A 15,935-nucleotide genomic window follows, 5' to 3' on the forward strand; every position below is an offset into this window, starting at 1 on the left:
CGAGACCCTGCCCAGCATCAAGGCCGAACAAGAATCCCTAGACTGAGACCGTCCACTCTTCGACCGCCGAAACCGTCCAGTTTTCGAGCGCCGTCAACAAGGCCTTGCTGGAGGCCGCCGAGAGCCACGTTGTCCTGTGCGGATCGGAACGTGAGGAGGCTGACGGTCTGGAGCACAAAGGCGACGTGGTGACGCGGTCCGTCCTGCCTGCCATCGTCCGTGCGGACTGTCGCCGAGCCTTCATCCGGTGAAAGAAGGCCACCTGCCACTTGCAGGACCGTCGACTTGCCGGATCCTGAGGGTCCCACCACAGCGACGGTCTCGCCCGCCTCCATCTCGAGGTCGATCCCCCTGAGTACGCGATGCCCGGTGAACGACTTCGTGACCCCCGTCAACGAGAGGTGCATGACAGCCCTGGCATGAGCCGGCGTGCGTTGACCAGCACTGCATCGAGGTCGGTGTCCGCGGGAAGCCGTGTTCCGCCGGCGTCGCTGTCCACCGCGTCCACGCGCACGATTCTCTGTCCAGGCATCGCGACGACACAGGTCGCGCCGGTCGCGTCCGTCACCACCGAGGCCGATGGGACCACCAACGCAGGTTGTGGGTCGCGTGCACGGATCTCGCCGACGCCTTCGGTCCGGGGCAGGGCCTGCGCGATGCGTTGTGCCTCTTCAGGGTCTGTCACGGCCCATGCTTCCCGGTCGAGAGCCGCCTCCTCACCTGCAGCCCGGAGCGTGAGAGGGCCCTCCGCCAGCGCTGTTCGTGGACGGGCGTCGATGCGTTCGACGACATCGGGGGTGCGGGCGACAGTCTGTCCGGGTGTCGTGATGGCACCTACGGCTACGACCCGTTCGACGAGGGACGTCGCAGGTTCGTGGGGAATCCACACCACCGAGGCGACACCGAAAGTCTGCCCCTGACGCCCGTGCGCGGTATTCCACTCCTCCACAGCCGCGACGACCTCCTCTGTCATCGTGTCTCCCTCGACGTCGGCGCCCCCTGAGCCAGGAATTGCACGAGCCGAGCGACGTCTGGTCCGGTATCGCCAGGCCCGAGGTCGCGGTGCAGTGGTGCCGACGCGGCCATCAGCACAACTGGAGTGTCGTCAAGAGTCAGCAGCGTTTCTCCCGACTCCAGACTGGCGCCGAGCTCGACGGACCAGGAGGTGATGGTCCCTCCACCTCGCAGGATCAGTTCAGGACCCGGTCGCGACACCACCTCGAGCGTCTGGCTGACGGTTGGGGAGACATCGTCTCGCTGCACGGGTACCACGACAGGTGCTGGAGCAGTGTCCGATTCCAGCGGGCTCGAGGCAGTCACCACGACCAGAGCCCAGATCCCGAGCCCGGTGCCGATCACGCCCAAGAGTGTGATGACACTCCATAGGGGCCGGGGCAACTTCATGGGCCGAGTCCGGCCGCGACCAGACAATCAGTCCCGTCGTCGATCAACAGATCTGTCGCCTGACGTCGTAGGACCCAGGGCTCGCGTCGGCCATCACGTCGAGGCCTGCTTCCTCCAGGCACGACACCAGCTCTTCACGAACCTGGTCGAGCTGGACATCGCGCGCCTCGCGTACCTGCGGCGAAGAGGTATAGATGGTCTCCACATACAGCGAGTGTGTCCTGAGGCACTCCTGCGCCAGAGCATCGGTCTGCTCGGCGGATCTTCCTTCTGACGAGGCGCCGTAGGCATAGTCGAGTCTGGGATATCCCGCGGACTCGTCGACGGTCGCATCGATGACGGGGATGTCCGCCGAACGCATACACGACAGGCTCCGGCCCACTGCCTCTTCCAGCTCTGGAAAAGTCAGTTCCCCCTGATCCTGCGCCGCTCTCAAGTCGCGCAACTGTGCGTCGGATGCGCCTTGCTCTGATGCCCTCTCCAAGGCTGACTCCACAACTTGATCCCATGCAGGAGGTGGTTCGTACCTGTCTTCAGATGGCGTTTGGCATCCGGTGAGGACGACACCTATGGTCAGCATGGCGGCAGGGACACCTTCACGCATTCGAGTCCTTACCATCCCCTCGCCCTTACATCGTAGAGAACTGCATGGGGAACCGTTCTGTAGTAGTTGTCAGATCCGCCAAACCAGGGTGTCCAGTATTTGACATTTGACCAGTAAGGGTCGTATCCATGGCGACCAGAGACGTAGTCGCAGTTGTCACCCAGGTCATGCACGTCCGCCGAATCTCCTACCTGGCGTGACCACGTGCTGCACTCATCGGAGGCGCTGGCGGAATTCACCATCACTGCCGTCGTCGCAAACAATCCTGCGATGGCAGCGAGGCCGAACCACCGTCGGCCAGACCGTCTACCTGTCGAGGATGATGCCATCAGAACGTCACCTCGTGAAAGCGCAGTTCGGGCGATGGGCGAGTGTATCCAGGCTCTCCCCCATCGCCAACCACCCAATTGTTATAGAAGTTGTGGCTGCTTTACGCGGGATCATAGTGATGTAGGACGAAAACCGGCGAGCACAGTCCGACGGGAACGGCCCATGCGTAGTCGTCGGCCGTCGTGTGTTGTGATTTTGCTTCACATGCCTGAGCGGGAATCGCGGTGGCTAGTACCCCCCGCTGCCAGTCCGACGATGAGGAAGAACGCAAAGTGGCGTTTCATGAAGAAACCTCCTAGGTATTCTTAGGCGATCATGGATGATCGAGGGTGTCAAGCGGGGTCGACGCCAGACGTCGGGAGTTCCTGCGCTCTTGCTGCGACCTGACGAGAAGTTGCGTCCCGGCGGCGGTGTGGCCACGCCCGTGCCCGATGACTCGAGTGTCGTCCGGGCGCAGCTTCCGCTCCGCGCGGGCGGCGTGATGGTGCGCGCCCTGATCGCTGGAATGCTTGCGATCGTGAACTACGCGGTTCCCGACGCAGCCGCGCTCGACATGCGCGGGCCATCAGCCTGCGGGGTGGAGCCTTCGTCGTGCCCGCCCTTCCCACCCGGTCCCGCAGGGGCAGGGCATCGCTAGGCTGGAGGTATGTCCGTCAACGCAGACTTCGCCGGGCGGGAGTACCCGCCGGCCGGCCCCTTCGAGGTGACCGCCGCGCAGGTCACCGCCTTCGCCGACGCGGTCGGTGCGACCGGTCCCGCGCACCGCGACGCCGATGCCGCGCAGCGGCTGGGGTATGCCGACGTCGTCGCGCCGCCCACCTTCGCCGTGCGCCTGGCGCAGCAGTGCGAGGCCCAGCTGGTCCAGGACCCGGACGCCGGGATCGACTTCTCCCGGGTGGTCCACGGGCAGGAGGGCTTCACCCACCACCGGCCGATCGTGGCCGGCGACACCCTCACCGGCACCCTGCACGTCGACACCATCCGCGAGGCGGGCGCCATGGCATGGTGAGCACCCGGGTCGAGCTGACCGACGCCGACGGCGCGCCCGTCACCACCGTGACCTCGACGATCGTCGTGCGAGGAGAGTCATCATGAGCGAGCTGAGCCGCACCGTCACCGTTGACCGGGACCGGTTGGTCGCGTATGCCGAGGCCTCCGGTGACCAGAACCCCATCCACCAGGACCCCGACGTCGCGCGCTCGGTCGGGCTGCCCGACGTCATCGCGCACGGCATGTGGACCATGGGCGCCGCGCTGGAGGCGGTCACCGACCACGTCGGTGGCGATCCCGGCCGGATCCTGTCCTGCCAGACCCGCTTCACCGGCATGGTCGTCGTCCCCGAGGGCAGATCCGTCGAGGTCCTCGTGGAGGGCGTGGTGAGGAAGACCGACACCGAGGGCGGCACGCAGACCCTCGAGCTCACCGCGACCTGCGACGGGGAGAAGGTGCTCGGCCGCTGCCAGGCGGTCGTCCGCCTCGACGGCGCTGGCGCCGGGGCCGACGCGTGAGCGGAGCCGTGGGGCATACCGCTGCCGCGGACGTCGGGACGACACCGCTCGCCGAACTCACGACGATGCGGGTCGGCGGGGCCGCGCGCCGCCTCGTCACAGCCACCACCGAGGCCGAGCTCATCGACGCCGTCCGCGAGGCCGACGAGGCAGGTGAGCCGCTGCTTGTCGTGGGTGGCGGCTCCAACCTCGTCGTGGCCGACGAGGGCTTCCCGGGCACCGTCGTGCTGGTCCGGACGCGCGGCGTCGCGGTGCCGCACGACTCCGCCTGCGGCGGGGTGAGCGCCACCGTCGCGGCGGGGGAGAACTGGGACGAGGTCGTGGCCCACGCCTGCGAGCAGGGCTGGTCGGGGATCGAGGCGCTCTCCGGCATCCCCGGCGCCACCGGCGCCACGCCCGTGCAGAACGTCGGCGCCTACGGCCAGGAGGTCGCCCAGACCATCGCCAGCGTCCGGGTCTGGGACCGCGACGAGGGCCGGGTGCGGACGCTCTTCTCCGCCGACCTCGGCTTCGCCTACCGGCACTCGGTGCTCAAGGAGTCCATGGTCGGCCCGGAGGCGACACCGGGGGCGGTCACCCCACGGCACGTCGTCCTCGACGTCACCTTCTCGCTGCGCCCGACCGAGCTCTCCCAGCCGATCAGGTATGCCGCGCTCGCCGACGGTCTCGGCGTCGAGCTGGGGGAGCGGGTCCCGTTGGCAGACGCCCGGGCCGCGGTGCTGGAGCAGCGGGGGCGCCGGGGGATGGTCCTGGACGCACCGGACCACGACACCTGGTCCTGCGGCTCGTTCTTCACCAACCCGATCCTGCCGCGCGAGCAGCTCGAGGAGGTCCGTGCCCGGGCGGCGGCGGGAGCCGGTGAGGACGCCGATGCGGCGGTCCCGCCGATGTACCCCACCGACACCGAGGAGCTGGTCAAGACCTCCGCCGCCTGGCTCATCGAGCACGCGGGCTTCACCAAGGGCTACGCCACGCGCGACGGCCGGCCCGCGGGGCTGTCGACCAAGCACACCCTGGCGCTGACCAATCGCGGCTCTGCCCGGGCGAGCGACGTCGTCGAGGTCGCGCGCGAGGTGCGCGACGGGGTGGAGGAGTCCTTCGGGGTGCGGCTGGTCAACGAGCCGGTGCTGGTCGGCCTCAGCCTCTAGGGACGTGGGTCCAGCGGGCGGCGCCAGGCCAGTCCGGGGAACCGGGCGAAGTCGGCGTCGTCACTGATGAGCGTCGCGCCATGTTGCATCGCCGTGGCCGCGTGAGCCGCGTCGGCGACGAGGTTGCCGGTGGCGCCGGCCCGCTCGCACAGGTCGAGGACCAGTTGCCAGTGCCCCGCCAGCGTCCGCAAGGTGCGCACGTTGGGGTGTCTCAGCAGGTTGCTGATCGACGCGGCCGCCTCCGGCACCGTCGCAGGGGTCGTGAAGACCCGGGGGTGGGTCACGACGCGCAGGGTCCCGGTGAGCACCGCGTCGCTGATGCCCACGACATCCTCCCCGTCGACCGCCCGCTCCAGCCAGGGCCGCAGCGTCGTGTGGCCGGGTGAGCCCCGGTGGAGCGCCCCCACCAGCACGTTGACGTCAAGGGCGAGCATCGGTCATGAGGTCTTCCAGGGCGGCCTGGTCGCTCAGGTCGACGCCCGGACGGAGCCCGCCGTCCCCGCCGACCGGCGTGAGCGAGAAGGGCGCGTCGTGGCGCCGGTGGCTCCGTGAGGCCAGGGCCTCGCGCAGCGACTCCTCGATGAGTGAGGTCACGGTCCTGCGCTCGCGGAGCGCCGTCTCGCGCACCTCGTCGTAGAGGTCCTGGGGCAACCGGATAGTCGTGCGCACAGGTCGAGCATACCGTGGCTGACATATGTATGTCGGGCCTCGCCTACCGTTCGCGGACGCCGGCAGCGACGGCGTCAGCGATGGTCTCCAGCTCGGCAGCAGGCACCTGCTCAACTGGGTCAACCTCTCGCCGGGTGACGAAGCGCACGTGGCGACCGTTGTCGGCCACGGGCGCGATCTGCGGCGAGCCCGGTCGCTGGTCCGCCGGCAGCGCGTCGACCCGCGCCTCCACCGCCTCGAAGAGCGCCCGACCCGCTTCTGGCGGCGTCTCGCGGTCGGTGACGTAGGCCAGGGCCGAGGAGAAGAAGGAGTACTGCATGGACACGGTGGCGACGTAGCCGCCGGTGAGGTACTCCAGCGAGGAGACCGACCACTCCTGCACGTAACCGGTACCGGTCGAGGTGGTGACGTGCACCACGGACCGGTCGAGGGCGCCGGTGCGGTCGATCTCCGCCATGACGGCGACCACCGCGGCCTCGATCGTGTCGTTGTCCTGCTTCCCGGCATACAGCCGGATGGGCTCAAGCGCCGGGGCGCCGGTCACCCGCTCGAGGTCCGCCGCCCTCGGGCCGTCCGCCACCATCGCCTGCCCGTCGCGCCCCAGGTCGTCCCACGACGAGCAGCACGCCGAGCCCCACCCCTCCGGCCACGCCGACGGCCGTCCCCGCGTTGCCGCCGGTGTCGAGCCCCACCAGCTCGGCGTTGCTCGCCTGCTGGCGCACGCTCCACCACCACACGACGACGCTGATGATGAGGGGGAGCAGGCTGGGGCTCAGGGCGACCCAGAGCATCACCAGCCCGAGGGTGAACCCCATCTGTGACACGCGACCGAAGAGCCACGCCCGCCACGAGCGCACCGTGCGGGGATAGAGCAGCACGGTCCGGGTCGCGCCCACGACCCCAATCTAGGACGAGGTGCCCTCCGACCCGAGCCAGGTGTCGACCTGCGCCAGCAGGTCGCGCCTCACCTGCGGGGGAGCGGTCGAGCCCTCGATCGAGCCACGCGCGAGGAGCGCCAGCCCGGCGTCGTCGAGACCGTGGTCGAGCCGGGCGGAGACGTACTGGTCGGCCAACCGGTTGCCGAAGAGCAACGGGTCGTCGGCGCCGAGCGCGACCCGGACCCCCACCTCCAGCAGCCGCCGCAACGGCACCGCGCCCGGGGAGTCGTAGACCCCGAGCGCGACGTTGCTGCCCGGGCATACCTCGAGGGTGACCTGCTCCTGGACCACGCGGTCCAGCACCACCGGGTCCTCCACGGCGCGGATCCCGTGCCCCAGCCGGTCGGGCAGCAGGTGGTCCAGGGCGACCTGCACGTGGTCGGCCCCGAGCAGCTCGCCGGCGTGCGGCACGCTCGCCAGCCCGGCCCTCGTCGCGATCCGGAAGGCCGGCTCGAAGTCGCCGGTCCAGCCGCGCCGCTCGTCGTTGGACAGCCCGAAGCCGACCACGGTGCCGGCGCCCTCCCCGGCATACCGGGCCGCCAGCCGGGCCAGCGCGCGGGCGTCCAGCGGGTGCTTCATCCGGGACGCGGCGACGACGACGGCGACCTGGGTGCCGGTCGCCTCGGTCGCGACGCGCGCCTCGTCCAGCACGATCTCGAGCGCCGGCGTGAGCCCGCCGACGAAGGGGGCGTAGGACGTCGGGTCGACCTGGATCTCCAGCCACCGGGACCCCTCGGCGGAGTCGTCCTCCGCGGCCTCCCGCACGATCCGCCGCATGTCGTCCTCGTCACGCACCACGGCCCGCGCGGCGTCGTAGAGGCGCTGGAAACGGAACCACCCCCGCTCGTCCATCCCGGACAGCTCCGGCGGCCACTGCGTGGTCAGCGCGTGCGGCAGCCGCAGGTCGTGCTTCTCGGCGAGCTCGCGCACCGTCTCCACCCGCATCGAGCCGGTGAAGTGCAGGTGCAGGTGCGCCTTCGGCAGCGCGAGCAGCGAGCGCGTCCCCTCAGGCATCTGCTCAGGGTAGACGTGCGGTCCCGCCGCCGCCGATGGACTCTCGGTATGCCGCAGGTCAGCGCCAGCATCTGGGTGGGGGTGGAGCCTGCGGACGCCTTCGCTGTGTCGCAGACGACGGGTCGGGTGCGGCGCGGGTGGGACCCGTTCATCCGGCGGCAGCACTTCCTCGACGGGGCCACCGCACCCGCGGTGGGCGTCCGCACCTGGACGCGTGCCCGCGTCGGCCTGGCCATGGTGAGCCGCTACGTCAGCTACCGGCCGCCGCGGCAGACCGGGATGACCATGGAGTCCGGCCCGTGGTTCTTCGACACCTTCGGCGGCGGATGGCGCTTCACCCCGCAGGAGCAGGACGGGGTCACGGGCACGCTGGCGGTGTGGAAGTACACCTTCAGCACCCGTCCGGCCTGGCTGCGGCCGGTCGCCGACCGGGTCGGGACGTGGCTCCTCGGCCGGGAGATCCGGGCCCGCATCGCCGCCTGGGCCCGGGCCTGCACCGACCCCGAGGTCCTCGCGGCGGCGCGCGCCGACCGGGCCGAGCGGGAGGGGAGCACGGCGCGCGGCTCGTCCGCGGGTCCTCCCGGGGGCTCGCCGGAGCAGGGCTCGGGGGATAGCCCCCTGGGGTGAGTCAGGGGGGCGATCTAGGGTCGAGCCGTGACAGTCATCCAGACCGAGGCGCTCACCAAGCGCTACGGCTCCAGCCAGGTCGCGGCGCTCGCCGACCTCTCGATCGGGGTCGGTGAAGGGGTCACCGGCCTCGTCGGCGCCAACGGCGCCGGCAAGTCCACCCTCATCAAGATCCTGCTCGGCCTCCTCGCGCCCACGTCGGGCTCGGCGTCCGTGCTGGGGCACGACATCCGCGGGGAAGGCGAGGCGATCCGCCAGGTCGTGGGCTACATGCCCGAGCACGACTGCCTACCCCCGGACGTGCGGTGCATCGACTTCGTGGTCCACATGGGGCGCATGTCGGGCCTGCCGCCGGCCCCGGCGCGCGAGCGGGCGGCTGACGTGCTGCGGCACGTGGGTCTGGCCGAGGAGCGCTACCGGCTCATGGGCGGCTACTCCACCGGGATGAAGCAGCGCGCCAAGCTCGCCCAGGCCCTGGTCCACGACCCGTCGCTGGTCATGCTCGACGAGCCCACCAACGGCCTGGACCCGGCGGCCCGCGACGACATGCTCGCCCTGGTGCAGCGCATCGGCCACGACTTCGGCATACCCGTGCTCGTCACCTCGCACCTGCTGGGGGAGCTGGAGCGGATCAGCGACCACGTCGTCGTGCTGGACGGCGGGCGGCTGCTGCGCTCGGAGGCGACCCAGGCCTTCCTCACCGACACCGGGGTGGTGCTGGTCGAGGTGCTCGGGGAGGACGACGCCCAGACCCGCATGGGCGAGGCGCTGGCCGCACGCGGCCTGGTCTGCCGGCCCCGCGGCGCGATGATCGAGATCGATCCCGTCGAGGTCGAGGGCACCGCCGACGACGCGGCGGCGGCCGCCCTCGCCCACGACCGGCTCCGCGACCTCGTCCGGGACGCCGCCGCCGACCTCGGCGTGGGCCTGGTCCGGCTGCAGCCGCAGACCGGGCGCCTCGAGGACGTCTTCCGCGAGGAGGTGCCCGCATGAGTGCCCCCGCCGAGCGCGCCGGCGTGATCCACGACATCGGCTACCGCCGGTATGCCGGGACCCGGGTTGGCCGTCGCGGCATCGCGGCCTCCCTGCTCGCCTCGGGGGTGCTCGCCGTCTTCGGCTTCGGCCGGTCCGGTCGCGCCAAGATCCTGCCCTTCGTGCTCCTGGGCATGACCCTCGTCCCGGCCGTCGTGCAGGTCGGCATCATGAGCTTCATCGGCCTCGACGCCGACCTGCTCAACTACGCGGGCTACAACTCCGGCAGCTCCTTCCTCGTCGTCCTCTTCGTGGCGGCCCAGGCGCCGGTGCTCTTCAGCCGGGACCTGCGCTCGGGGGTGATCAGCCTTTACCTCGCGCGGCCGCTGGGGGCGACGGCCTTCGCACTCATCCGGTGGGCCTCGCTGGTGCTGGCCATCCTCGCCTTCGTGCTCACGCCGCTGCTCGTGCTCTTCATCGGTGGCCTGACCGCGGGGGCCTCCTTCCGCGAGGAGATCGGGCCGGTCGCCTGGGCGCTGGGCGGGGCGGTCGTCCTCGCCCTGCTCGTCGCCACCGTCTCCGCCCTCGTGGCGTCCTGGACGCTGCGGCGCGGCCTCGCGATCGCAGGCACCATCATGGTGCTGATGGTCGGGCTGGGCGTCACCGTGGCCCTCAAGGAGACGCTGTTCGCCGAGGGCATGGACACCGCGGCCCACTGGGTCTCGCTGCTCTCGCCCTTCGCCCTCGTCGACGCCGTCACCGCGGTGCTCGGCGACACCGCCGGCCAGATCTCGCAGGCACCGGGGTCGGCGCTCACCGGGTGGCTGCTGCTGCTCGCCGCGCTGGCCCTCATGGCTGGCGGGCTGCTCCTGCTCGTCCGCCGCTACCGCAGCAAGGGGGCGTGATGACCGACCTGACCCTGAGCAAGGTCTCCCGCTGGTACGGCAACGTCGTCGCCGTCAACGACGTCTCGATGACGATCGGCCCGGGCGTGACCGGCCTGCTCGGTCCCAACGGGGCCGGCAAGTCCACCCTCATCGCCCTCATGGCCGGCTTCCTGGCCCCGTCCTCGGGCGAGGTCCGCCTCGGCGACCAGCGCGTGTGGCGCAACGTGCAGGCATACCGAGACCTGGGCCTGGTGCCCGAGCGGGAGGTGAGCTTCGCCTATCTCACCGGGCGCCAGTTCGTGCAGGCCAGCGCTGAGCTGCACCAGCTGCCCGACGCGCGCGCCGCGACCGGGCGGGCGCTCGCGGAGGTCGACCTCACCGAGGCCGCGGACCGGGCGATCAGCACCTACTCCAAGGGGATGCGGCAGCGCGCCAAGCTCGCCTCCGCGCTGGTCCACGAGCCCAGCGTCCTGCTGCTGGACGAGCCCTTCAACGGCGTCGACCCGCGGCAGCGCATGCACCTCATGCAGCTGCTCACGCGCATGGGCGAGCAGGGCCGGACCGTGCTCTTCTCCAGCCACATCCTCGAGGAGGTCGAGCAGATCGCCCGGCAGATCGAGGTGGTCGTCGCCGGGCGGCACGCCGCCAGCGGGGACTTCGGCGCGATCCGGCGGCTCATGACCGACCGCCCCAGCCACTACGTCGTCCGGTCCACCGACGACCGCGCCCTCGCGGCGGCCCTCATGGGCCAGCACGGCGTGCGCAGCGTCGCCCTGGGCCGGGTCGGGTCCGGCGAGGCCATCACCGTGGAGGTGACCGACATGGGTGCGTTCACCCACGCCCTGCCGCGGCTCGCGCGCGCGGCCGGGATCACGGTGCGCGAGATCGCACCCTCGGACGAGAGCCTGGAGTCGGTGTTCACCTACCTGGTGCAGTCATGAACCCCACGATCATGCGGCTGGCGCTGCGCTCCATCGTCGGTGGCTGGCGCGGGGTCGTCCTCGTCGCGCTCCCGGTGCTGCTCGTGGTCTTCGCGGGGGTGCTGCGCGCCGTCACCGGGGAGCCGGTCAGCGCCTCGGCGGTCGTCGGCGAGATCGGGCTCGCGCTCGTGGTGCCCCTCGTAGCGCTGCTCGCGGCCAACGGCGTCCTGGGGCCGGAGATCGACGACGGCTCGGTGGTCTACCTCCTCTCCACGCCGGTCAGCCGGTATGCCGTCGCCGCGTCCAAGTTCGCCGTCGCCGCCGGCACCTCCGTCGTGCTCTCGGTGGCGGGGCTGCTCGGTGCCACCCTCGCGGGAGGGCTCTCGGACCGGTGGCTCGTCGTGGCGCTGGTGACCGGGGGCGGGGGAGCGGTGCTCTACGCCGCGCTCTTCACCGCCCTGGCCGCGGCGACCCGGCACGGCATGATCGCCGGTCTCATCTACGTCCTCGTCGTGGAGCAGCTGCTCCAGCGCTTCCTCGGCGGCTTCCGGTTCGTCTCCGTGCGGGCGATCGCCGAGCGGGTGGGAGAGGTGGCGGCCGACGTCGACCTTCCGGTGGCCGACATGACCCTGGGGTATGCCGTCACCGCCTCGCTGGTGCTCCTCGTCGCCGGTGTCGTGGCCGCCGGCTGGCGGCTCTCGCGCTTCCAGCTCAGGGGCGACGAATAGGGAGACGGATCCGCCGGCGGCCGGAGCGGCGCGCCCGCCGCAGCGAGGTGAGGAGGGCCCGGTCCAGGGGCGCGAACTCGTGCGAGACGGTCGGGCCGGGAAGCAGCCGTTCCCCCTGCTCGCTGCGCCACCGGGCGTGCGCCGCGGCCCGCGCCGGGGCGTCGAGCACCTGCAGGATGCGGTCGACCGCCCGCAGGATCGAGCCCCGCAGCAACCACTGGCCACCCCCCGCGCCGCCGCCGGACTCCATCAGCATGAGCTCGGTGAGGATGGCCCGGGTCTCGCGCAGCAGCTCCATGTTGTCGTCGAGCAGAGCACGGCGCTGCTCGAGGTCCCCGACGGTCTCGGCCTCGACGAGCTGGCCGAAGGAGTCGATGCACGAGCCCACGTCGCGCAGGACCACGGCCATCGCGGCCCGCACCTCGTCGGAGAACTCCGGGAGTCCCTCGCCCGCCTCGTCGGGGGCCTCGTGGCTCAGCGCCACGAAGAGGGCCCGGGTGGCTGCGGCGCAGTCCTGCAACGAGTCCAGGCCGGAGCGCAGCAGCGGGCTCACGTCCGCCCGCCCGATGGTGCGGGTGTTCCACTGCCACATCTCCTGGACCCGGCCGACGAGCTCCCCGGCCCGGCCCAGGTCGTCGTCCACGTCCCGCGCGGCGCGCAGGTGACCGGCCAGCCGCTCGGTGGTGACCGGACCCTCGTCCAGGGTGGTGGCCGCCGCGGTGAAGACGTCGGACAGCCGCCGGGCGACGGCGCGCACCGAGGTCGCGGCGGAGCCGACGGGGATCGCGGGCGGCCACAGCAGCGGCAGCGCGATGCCCACGCCCGCCCCGATGAGCGTGGTGAGGACCCGCGTCTCGGCCGCCGTGTTCTGCAGCGAGGCCCCGAGGATGAGCATGCCGCTGATCGGCGTCTCCAGGGCCTGCGGACCGAGGCGGAGCAGGCTGGCGAGCAGCAGCGAGGCGAAGATCACCACGGCCAGGGACCACCAGGTCAGCCCGACCCAGATCGAGACGACGAGCGCGACGCCGATGCCGGTGAGGACGGCGCCCACCCGCACCATCCCCATCCGCAGCGAGCCGGTGGCGCTGGCCTGCGTCACGAGGATGGCGGTGAGCGAGCAGGTCAGGTCGATGGGCCCGACCGTGACCGCGCGCGTGATGACGTAGGCCAGCACGGCCGCGGTCGTCACGCGCACGAGGTTGATGAGGTCCGGGCGCCAGCCCTCGAGCAGCGCGGCGCCGGCCCGGGTGCTCCAGTCCCGGGCGGCCTGCAGACCACCGCCGCGCATACCCCCATCTCATCACGGTCTGCAGGATGTCGAAAGTGGCGGCTGACCTGCGGATTGAATATCTATACGGAGGTGCGCATACACTCGTGGTCATGTCCAAGGTCTTGACGAGCATCCCTGTCGGTGAACGGGTCGGGATCGCCTTCTCTGGCGGTCTGGACACCTCGGTCGCGGTGGCGTGGATGCGCGAGAAGGGTGCCGTGCCCTGCACCTACACGGCCCACATCGGTCAGTACGACGAGACCGACATCGACGGCGTCCCCGGGCGCGCGGAGGAGTACGGCGCGCAGATCGCCCGCATCGTCGACTGCCGCCCCGAGCTGGTCGAGGAGGGCCTGGTCGCCCTGGCCTGCGGCGCCTTCCACATCCGCTCCGGCGGTCGCACCTACTTCAACACGACCCCGTTGGGGCGGGCCGTCACCGGCACGATGCTCATCCGGGCGATGAAGGAGGACGACGTCCACATCTGGGGCGACGGCTCCACCTACAAGGGCAACGACATCGAACGGTTCTACCGCTACGGCCTGCTGGCCAACCCGCAGCTGCGGATCTACAAGCCGTGGCTGGACGAGGCCTTCGTGCACGAGCTCGGCGGACGCGACGAGATGAGCCAGTGGCTCACCGAGCGCGGCCTGCCCTACCGCGCGAGCAAGGAGAAGGCATACTCCACCGACGCCAACATCTGGGGCGCGACGCACGAGGCCAAGAAGCTCGAGCACCTCGACGTCGGTATGGAGATCGTCGAGCCGATCATGGGCGTGCGGTTCTGGGACCCCGAGGTCGAGATCGAGACCGAGGACGTCACGATCTCGTTCCGCGACGGGCGTCCGGTCGCGATCGACGGCGACGACTTCGGCGGGGACGCCGTCGCGCTGGTCATGGCGGCCAACGCGATCGGCGGCCGGCACGGGCTGGGCATGGCCGACGAGATCGAGAACCGCATCATCGAGGCCAAGTCGCGCGGCATCTACGAGGCCCCGGGCATGGCGCTGCTGCACATCGGCTACGAGCGGCTCGTCAACGCGATCCACAACGAGGACGTCATCGCCGCCTACCACACCCAAGGTCGCGCGCTCGGGCGTCTCATGTACGAGGGGCGCTGGCTCGACCCGCAGGCGCTGATGATCCGGGAGTCGCTGCAGCGCTGGGTCGCCTCGGCAGTGACCGGCGAGGTGACGCTGCGGCTGCGCCGGGGCGAGGACTACACGATCGTGGCGACCGACGGTCCCGCCTTCAGCTACCACCCGGACAAGCTGTCGATGGAGCGGGTGACCAACGCCGCCTTCGGGCCGACCGACCGGATCGGTCAGCTGACCATGCGCAACCTCGACATCGCCGACTCGCGGGCCCGGCTGGAGCAGTACGTCTCCATGGGGCTGCTCGGTGTGGGGGCCGCCGCGAGCGCGCAGGGGCTGGACGGGACCGGCGCCGCTGGGGCCGACGGGGCCGGGCGCAACGGACTCGGCCTGGCCTCCACCTCCCTCGTGGGCGAGCTCACCCCCGGTGGCGCGGACCGCATCGCCGGTGGCGTGGGCCCGACCGAGGACGAGGAGGAGTCGCTGGACTGGGCCGCCATGGAGTTCGGCACCGACTGACCGGACACCTCTGGTGTCCGGACGGGGGTCGGTCACGGGGTATGCCTCCCGACCCGGGTAGGACGCGTCACGCAGCGCCGCTCTCCGACGCCTTCGTCTTGGTGTTGCCGTCGTCGGTAGGCGTCGCCAGCGACCTTCGACCCGGCGCTGTCCGAGGACGAGCTGGTTCTCTCTACGACGCCGTAGCCCAGAACGAGTCAGCCGTCGAGCTCATGGGGGACGACGTGCTCGCCGCCATCGCGCGAGAGCTCCTGGGCGTCATGCAGCGGGACGTCAAGACGACTGGACGGTCCGTGACGACGTGCGGGCCAAGCTGCGCTCCTCGATCAAGCGGCTGCTGGTGCTCCATCGTTACCCACCGGACCGGCAGCTCGAAGCTATCCGGCTCGGCATCGACCAGATGGAGGCGATGGCGCCCCGGTATGCCGAGAGGAAGGCGTCATGACCCGTCAAGAGCTGCCGCTGCGGTGGCCCGGGCAGCTGCCCTTCGACGAGGACGACCCACCCGCCGGTCCCACCCTGGAGGAGGCGAGAGCCTCGATCCAGTACCTCATCGATCAGGCCTTGGACCACGGGTCCAGCAAGGACCTCGTCGACATGCTCCGCCAGGTGGCCCGGTTCAAGCAGTACAGCCCGACGAACGCGATGTACGCGCAGCTGCAGATGCCCGGAGCCAGGTACGTCCTGCCGCCGCAGACCTGGGAGCAGCGATACCGGCGCCGGATCGTCCCAGGTGCACAGCCGAGCCTCCTGACCTCGGCGCACTGGAGCAGGCGCCGCTGGCCCGGACGTAGCTCGAGTCCAGGTCGTTCTGCGCCGTGTCCAGGTCCGTGTCGATCTGCTGCAGCAACTGCTCGATCTTCCCCGCCTGTGTGCCCGCGTCGTCGAGCGCGGCCTTCAGCTGACGCGCGTAGCCGAGGTAGGACTCGGCGCTGGCCCCCACCCAGTGCTCGGTCAGTCCCTCCCGTGTGGTGCTGACCGTCGTGGCCTGCACGAACGCGACCGCCGCCGCGCCCTCGAACTGGACGCGGCCAACACCGAGACGGCGCGCAGCGTGGCCGCCCTTAACCATCGGGAGGCGGTGCACGAGGAGTTCACCCGCCTCGCCGCGACGGGAACCGAGCTGGACGTGGCCACCTCATTGAGCCGACTCACAGATGGGTTGAGTCAGCGTTTGTGTCCGGTTTCGGGCTGAGGATCAAGCAACATCTGTACGGTCTTCGTGACACCTGTAGGAGGGTGCGCGATGAGCACGAACGAGTCCTCGGTGCCGAGGAAGCGCCGGCCGAAGAAGGTCCTGTCG

Annotated in this window: 18 protein-coding genes and 4 pseudogenes; 11 read left to right on the top strand and 11 right to left on the bottom strand. The window is 70.8% G+C overall.

Annotated features, from left to right (window positions below; all coding sequences use genetic code 11):
* Nucleotides 1-17: 17 nt before the first annotated feature.
* The 4 genes from BJF86_RS19790 to BJF86_RS08875 all read right to left on the bottom strand — a co-directional run bounded on the left by BJF86_RS19790 (nt 18) and on the right by BJF86_RS08875 (nt 1,900).
* A complete protein-coding gene (locus BJF86_RS19790; protein WP_075818329.1) occupies nt 18-407 on the bottom strand; it encodes an ATP-binding cassette domain-containing protein in 390 nt (129 codons plus the stop codon).
* Complete coding sequence (locus BJF86_RS17545; RefSeq protein WP_143553775.1) at nt 392-973, bottom strand: hypothetical protein; 582 nt, start codon at nt 971-973, stop codon at nt 392-394. Before BJF86_RS17545 ends, BJF86_RS19790 begins: the two co-directional genes overlap by 16 nt.
* Nucleotides 970-1,359, bottom strand: a complete 390-nt coding sequence (locus BJF86_RS17550; RefSeq protein WP_143553776.1) for a hypothetical protein — start codon at nt 1,357-1,359, stop codon at nt 970-972. The genes BJF86_RS17545 and BJF86_RS17550 overlap by 4 nt, the downstream gene beginning before the upstream one ends.
* An 88-nt stretch (nt 1,360-1,447) precedes the next feature.
* Entirely contained in the window at nt 1,448-1,900 is a 453-nt protein-coding gene (locus BJF86_RS08875) for a hypothetical protein (RefSeq protein ID WP_237768148.1), read from the bottom strand.
* A gap of 1,084 nt (nt 1,901-2,984) precedes the next feature.
* Here BJF86_RS08875 and BJF86_RS08880 point away from each other — a divergent pair.
* The 3 genes and pseudogenes from BJF86_RS08880 (at nt 2,985) to BJF86_RS08890 (ending at nt 4,994) form a co-directional block, all read left to right on the top strand.
* Nucleotides 2,985-3,433: pseudogene (locus tag BJF86_RS08880) on the top strand (MaoC family dehydratase N-terminal domain-containing protein).
* The gene (locus tag BJF86_RS08885; protein ID WP_075818335.1) at nt 3,430-3,846 is read left to right on the top strand and encodes a MaoC/PaaZ C-terminal domain-containing protein; all 417 of its coding nucleotides are present in this window, start codon (nt 3,430-3,432) and stop codon (nt 3,844-3,846) included. Before BJF86_RS08880 ends, BJF86_RS08885 begins: the two are co-directional and overlap by 4 nt.
* Nucleotides 3,843-4,994 carry a UDP-N-acetylmuramate dehydrogenase gene (locus tag BJF86_RS08890; protein ID WP_269087269.1) on the top strand — a complete coding sequence of 384 codons (1,152 nt, stop codon included), beginning with the start codon at nt 3,843-3,845 and terminating at the stop codon, nt 4,992-4,994. Before BJF86_RS08885 ends, BJF86_RS08890 begins: the two co-directional genes overlap by 4 nt.
* Here BJF86_RS08890 and BJF86_RS08895 read toward each other — a convergent pair.
* Nucleotides 4,991-5,368, bottom strand: a pseudogene (locus BJF86_RS08895) (TA system VapC family ribonuclease toxin); the annotation flags it as partial. The gene BJF86_RS08890 and the pseudogene BJF86_RS08895 overlap by 4 nt on opposite strands.
* Here BJF86_RS08895 and BJF86_RS19795 point away from each other — a divergent pair.
* Nucleotides 5,256-5,546 (top strand): S-type pyocin domain-containing protein, encoded by a 291-nt coding sequence (locus BJF86_RS19795; RefSeq protein ID WP_414819938.1) that lies wholly within the window; start codon nt 5,256-5,258, stop codon nt 5,544-5,546. The pseudogene BJF86_RS08895 and the gene BJF86_RS19795 sit on opposite strands and share 113 nt — an antisense overlap.
* Before the next feature lie 12 nt (nt 5,547-5,558).
* Here BJF86_RS19795 and BJF86_RS19800 read toward each other — a convergent pair.
* The 4 genes and pseudogenes from BJF86_RS19800 to BJF86_RS08915 all read right to left on the bottom strand — a co-directional run.
* Nucleotides 5,559-5,663 (bottom strand): annotated as a pseudogene (locus tag BJF86_RS19800) (ribbon-helix-helix protein, CopG family); the annotation flags it as partial.
* Between the two features lie 43 nt (nt 5,664-5,706).
* Nucleotides 5,707-6,246: an alpha/beta-hydrolase family protein gene (locus tag BJF86_RS08905; RefSeq protein WP_075818339.1), complete on the bottom strand. Its 540-nt coding sequence runs from the start codon at nt 6,244-6,246 to the stop codon at nt 5,707-5,709.
* The gene (locus BJF86_RS08910) at nt 6,185-6,559 is read right to left on the bottom strand and encodes a hypothetical protein (protein WP_075818341.1); all 375 of its coding nucleotides are present in this window, start codon (nt 6,557-6,559) and stop codon (nt 6,185-6,187) included. Before BJF86_RS08910 ends, BJF86_RS08905 begins: the two co-directional genes overlap by 62 nt.
* Before the next feature lie 9 nt (nt 6,560-6,568).
* Nucleotides 6,569-7,615, bottom strand: coding sequence for an adenosine deaminase (locus BJF86_RS08915; RefSeq protein WP_075818343.1), 1,047 nt, complete (start codon nt 7,613-7,615; stop codon nt 6,569-6,571).
* 48 nt (nt 7,616-7,663) lie between these two features.
* On the opposite strand from BJF86_RS08915, the gene BJF86_RS08920 reads away from it, so the two are divergent.
* The 5 genes from BJF86_RS08920 to BJF86_RS08940 are packed head-to-tail and all read left to right on the top strand — an operon-like array spanning nt 7,664 to nt 11,749.
* The gene (locus BJF86_RS08920) at nt 7,664-8,242 is read left to right on the top strand and encodes an SRPBCC family protein (protein WP_075818345.1); all 579 of its coding nucleotides are present in this window, start codon (nt 7,664-7,666) and stop codon (nt 8,240-8,242) included.
* 27 nt (nt 8,243-8,269) lie between these two features.
* Nucleotides 8,270-9,235: an ABC transporter ATP-binding protein gene (locus BJF86_RS08925; protein ID WP_075818347.1), complete on the top strand. Its 966-nt coding sequence runs from the start codon at nt 8,270-8,272 to the stop codon at nt 9,233-9,235.
* The gene (locus tag BJF86_RS08930) at nt 9,232-10,119 is read left to right on the top strand and encodes a hypothetical protein (protein ID WP_075818349.1); all 888 of its coding nucleotides are present in this window, start codon (nt 9,232-9,234) and stop codon (nt 10,117-10,119) included. The genes BJF86_RS08925 and BJF86_RS08930 overlap by 4 nt, the downstream gene beginning before the upstream one ends.
* Nucleotides 10,119-11,042: an ABC transporter ATP-binding protein gene (locus BJF86_RS08935; protein WP_075818350.1), complete on the top strand. Its 924-nt coding sequence runs from the start codon at nt 10,119-10,121 to the stop codon at nt 11,040-11,042. The genes BJF86_RS08930 and BJF86_RS08935 overlap by 1 nt, the downstream gene beginning before the upstream one ends.
* Nucleotides 11,039-11,749: an ABC transporter permease gene (locus tag BJF86_RS08940; protein ID WP_075811111.1), complete on the top strand. Its 711-nt coding sequence runs from the start codon at nt 11,039-11,041 to the stop codon at nt 11,747-11,749. Before BJF86_RS08935 ends, BJF86_RS08940 begins: the two co-directional genes overlap by 4 nt.
* Here BJF86_RS08940 and BJF86_RS08945 read toward each other — a convergent pair.
* The gene (locus BJF86_RS08945) at nt 11,733-13,037 is read right to left on the bottom strand and encodes an FUSC family protein (protein WP_075811112.1); all 1,305 of its coding nucleotides are present in this window, start codon (nt 13,035-13,037) and stop codon (nt 11,733-11,735) included. The two genes, BJF86_RS08940 and BJF86_RS08945, sit on opposite strands and share 17 nt — an antisense overlap.
* Nucleotides 13,038-13,129: 92 nt before the next feature.
* Here BJF86_RS08945 and argG point away from each other — a divergent pair, with 92 nt between their 5' ends.
* Together argG and BJF86_RS19805 are read left to right on the top strand one after the other, a co-directional pair.
* Nucleotides 13,130-14,632 carry an argininosuccinate synthase gene (gene argG, locus BJF86_RS08950; RefSeq protein ID WP_075818356.1) on the top strand — a complete coding sequence of 501 codons (1,503 nt, stop codon included), beginning with the start codon at nt 13,130-13,132 and terminating at the stop codon, nt 14,630-14,632.
* A 135-nt stretch (nt 14,633-14,767) separates the two neighbouring features.
* A pseudogene (locus BJF86_RS19805) lies at nt 14,768-15,077 on the top strand (type I restriction enzyme endonuclease domain-containing protein); the annotation flags it as partial.
* A 174-nt stretch (nt 15,078-15,251) separates the two neighbouring features.
* Here the strand turns inward: BJF86_RS19805 and BJF86_RS08960 are convergent.
* Entirely contained in the window at nt 15,252-15,704 is a 453-nt protein-coding gene (locus BJF86_RS08960) for a hypothetical protein (RefSeq protein WP_143553778.1), read from the bottom strand.
* Between the last annotated feature and the right edge of the window lie 231 nt (nt 15,705-15,935).

This window comes from Serinicoccus sp. CNJ-927 (genome assembly GCF_001942435.1).
In the GTDB taxonomy this organism is placed as follows: Bacteria; Actinomycetota; Actinomycetes; order Actinomycetales; family Dermatophilaceae; genus Ornithinicoccus; species Ornithinicoccus marinus.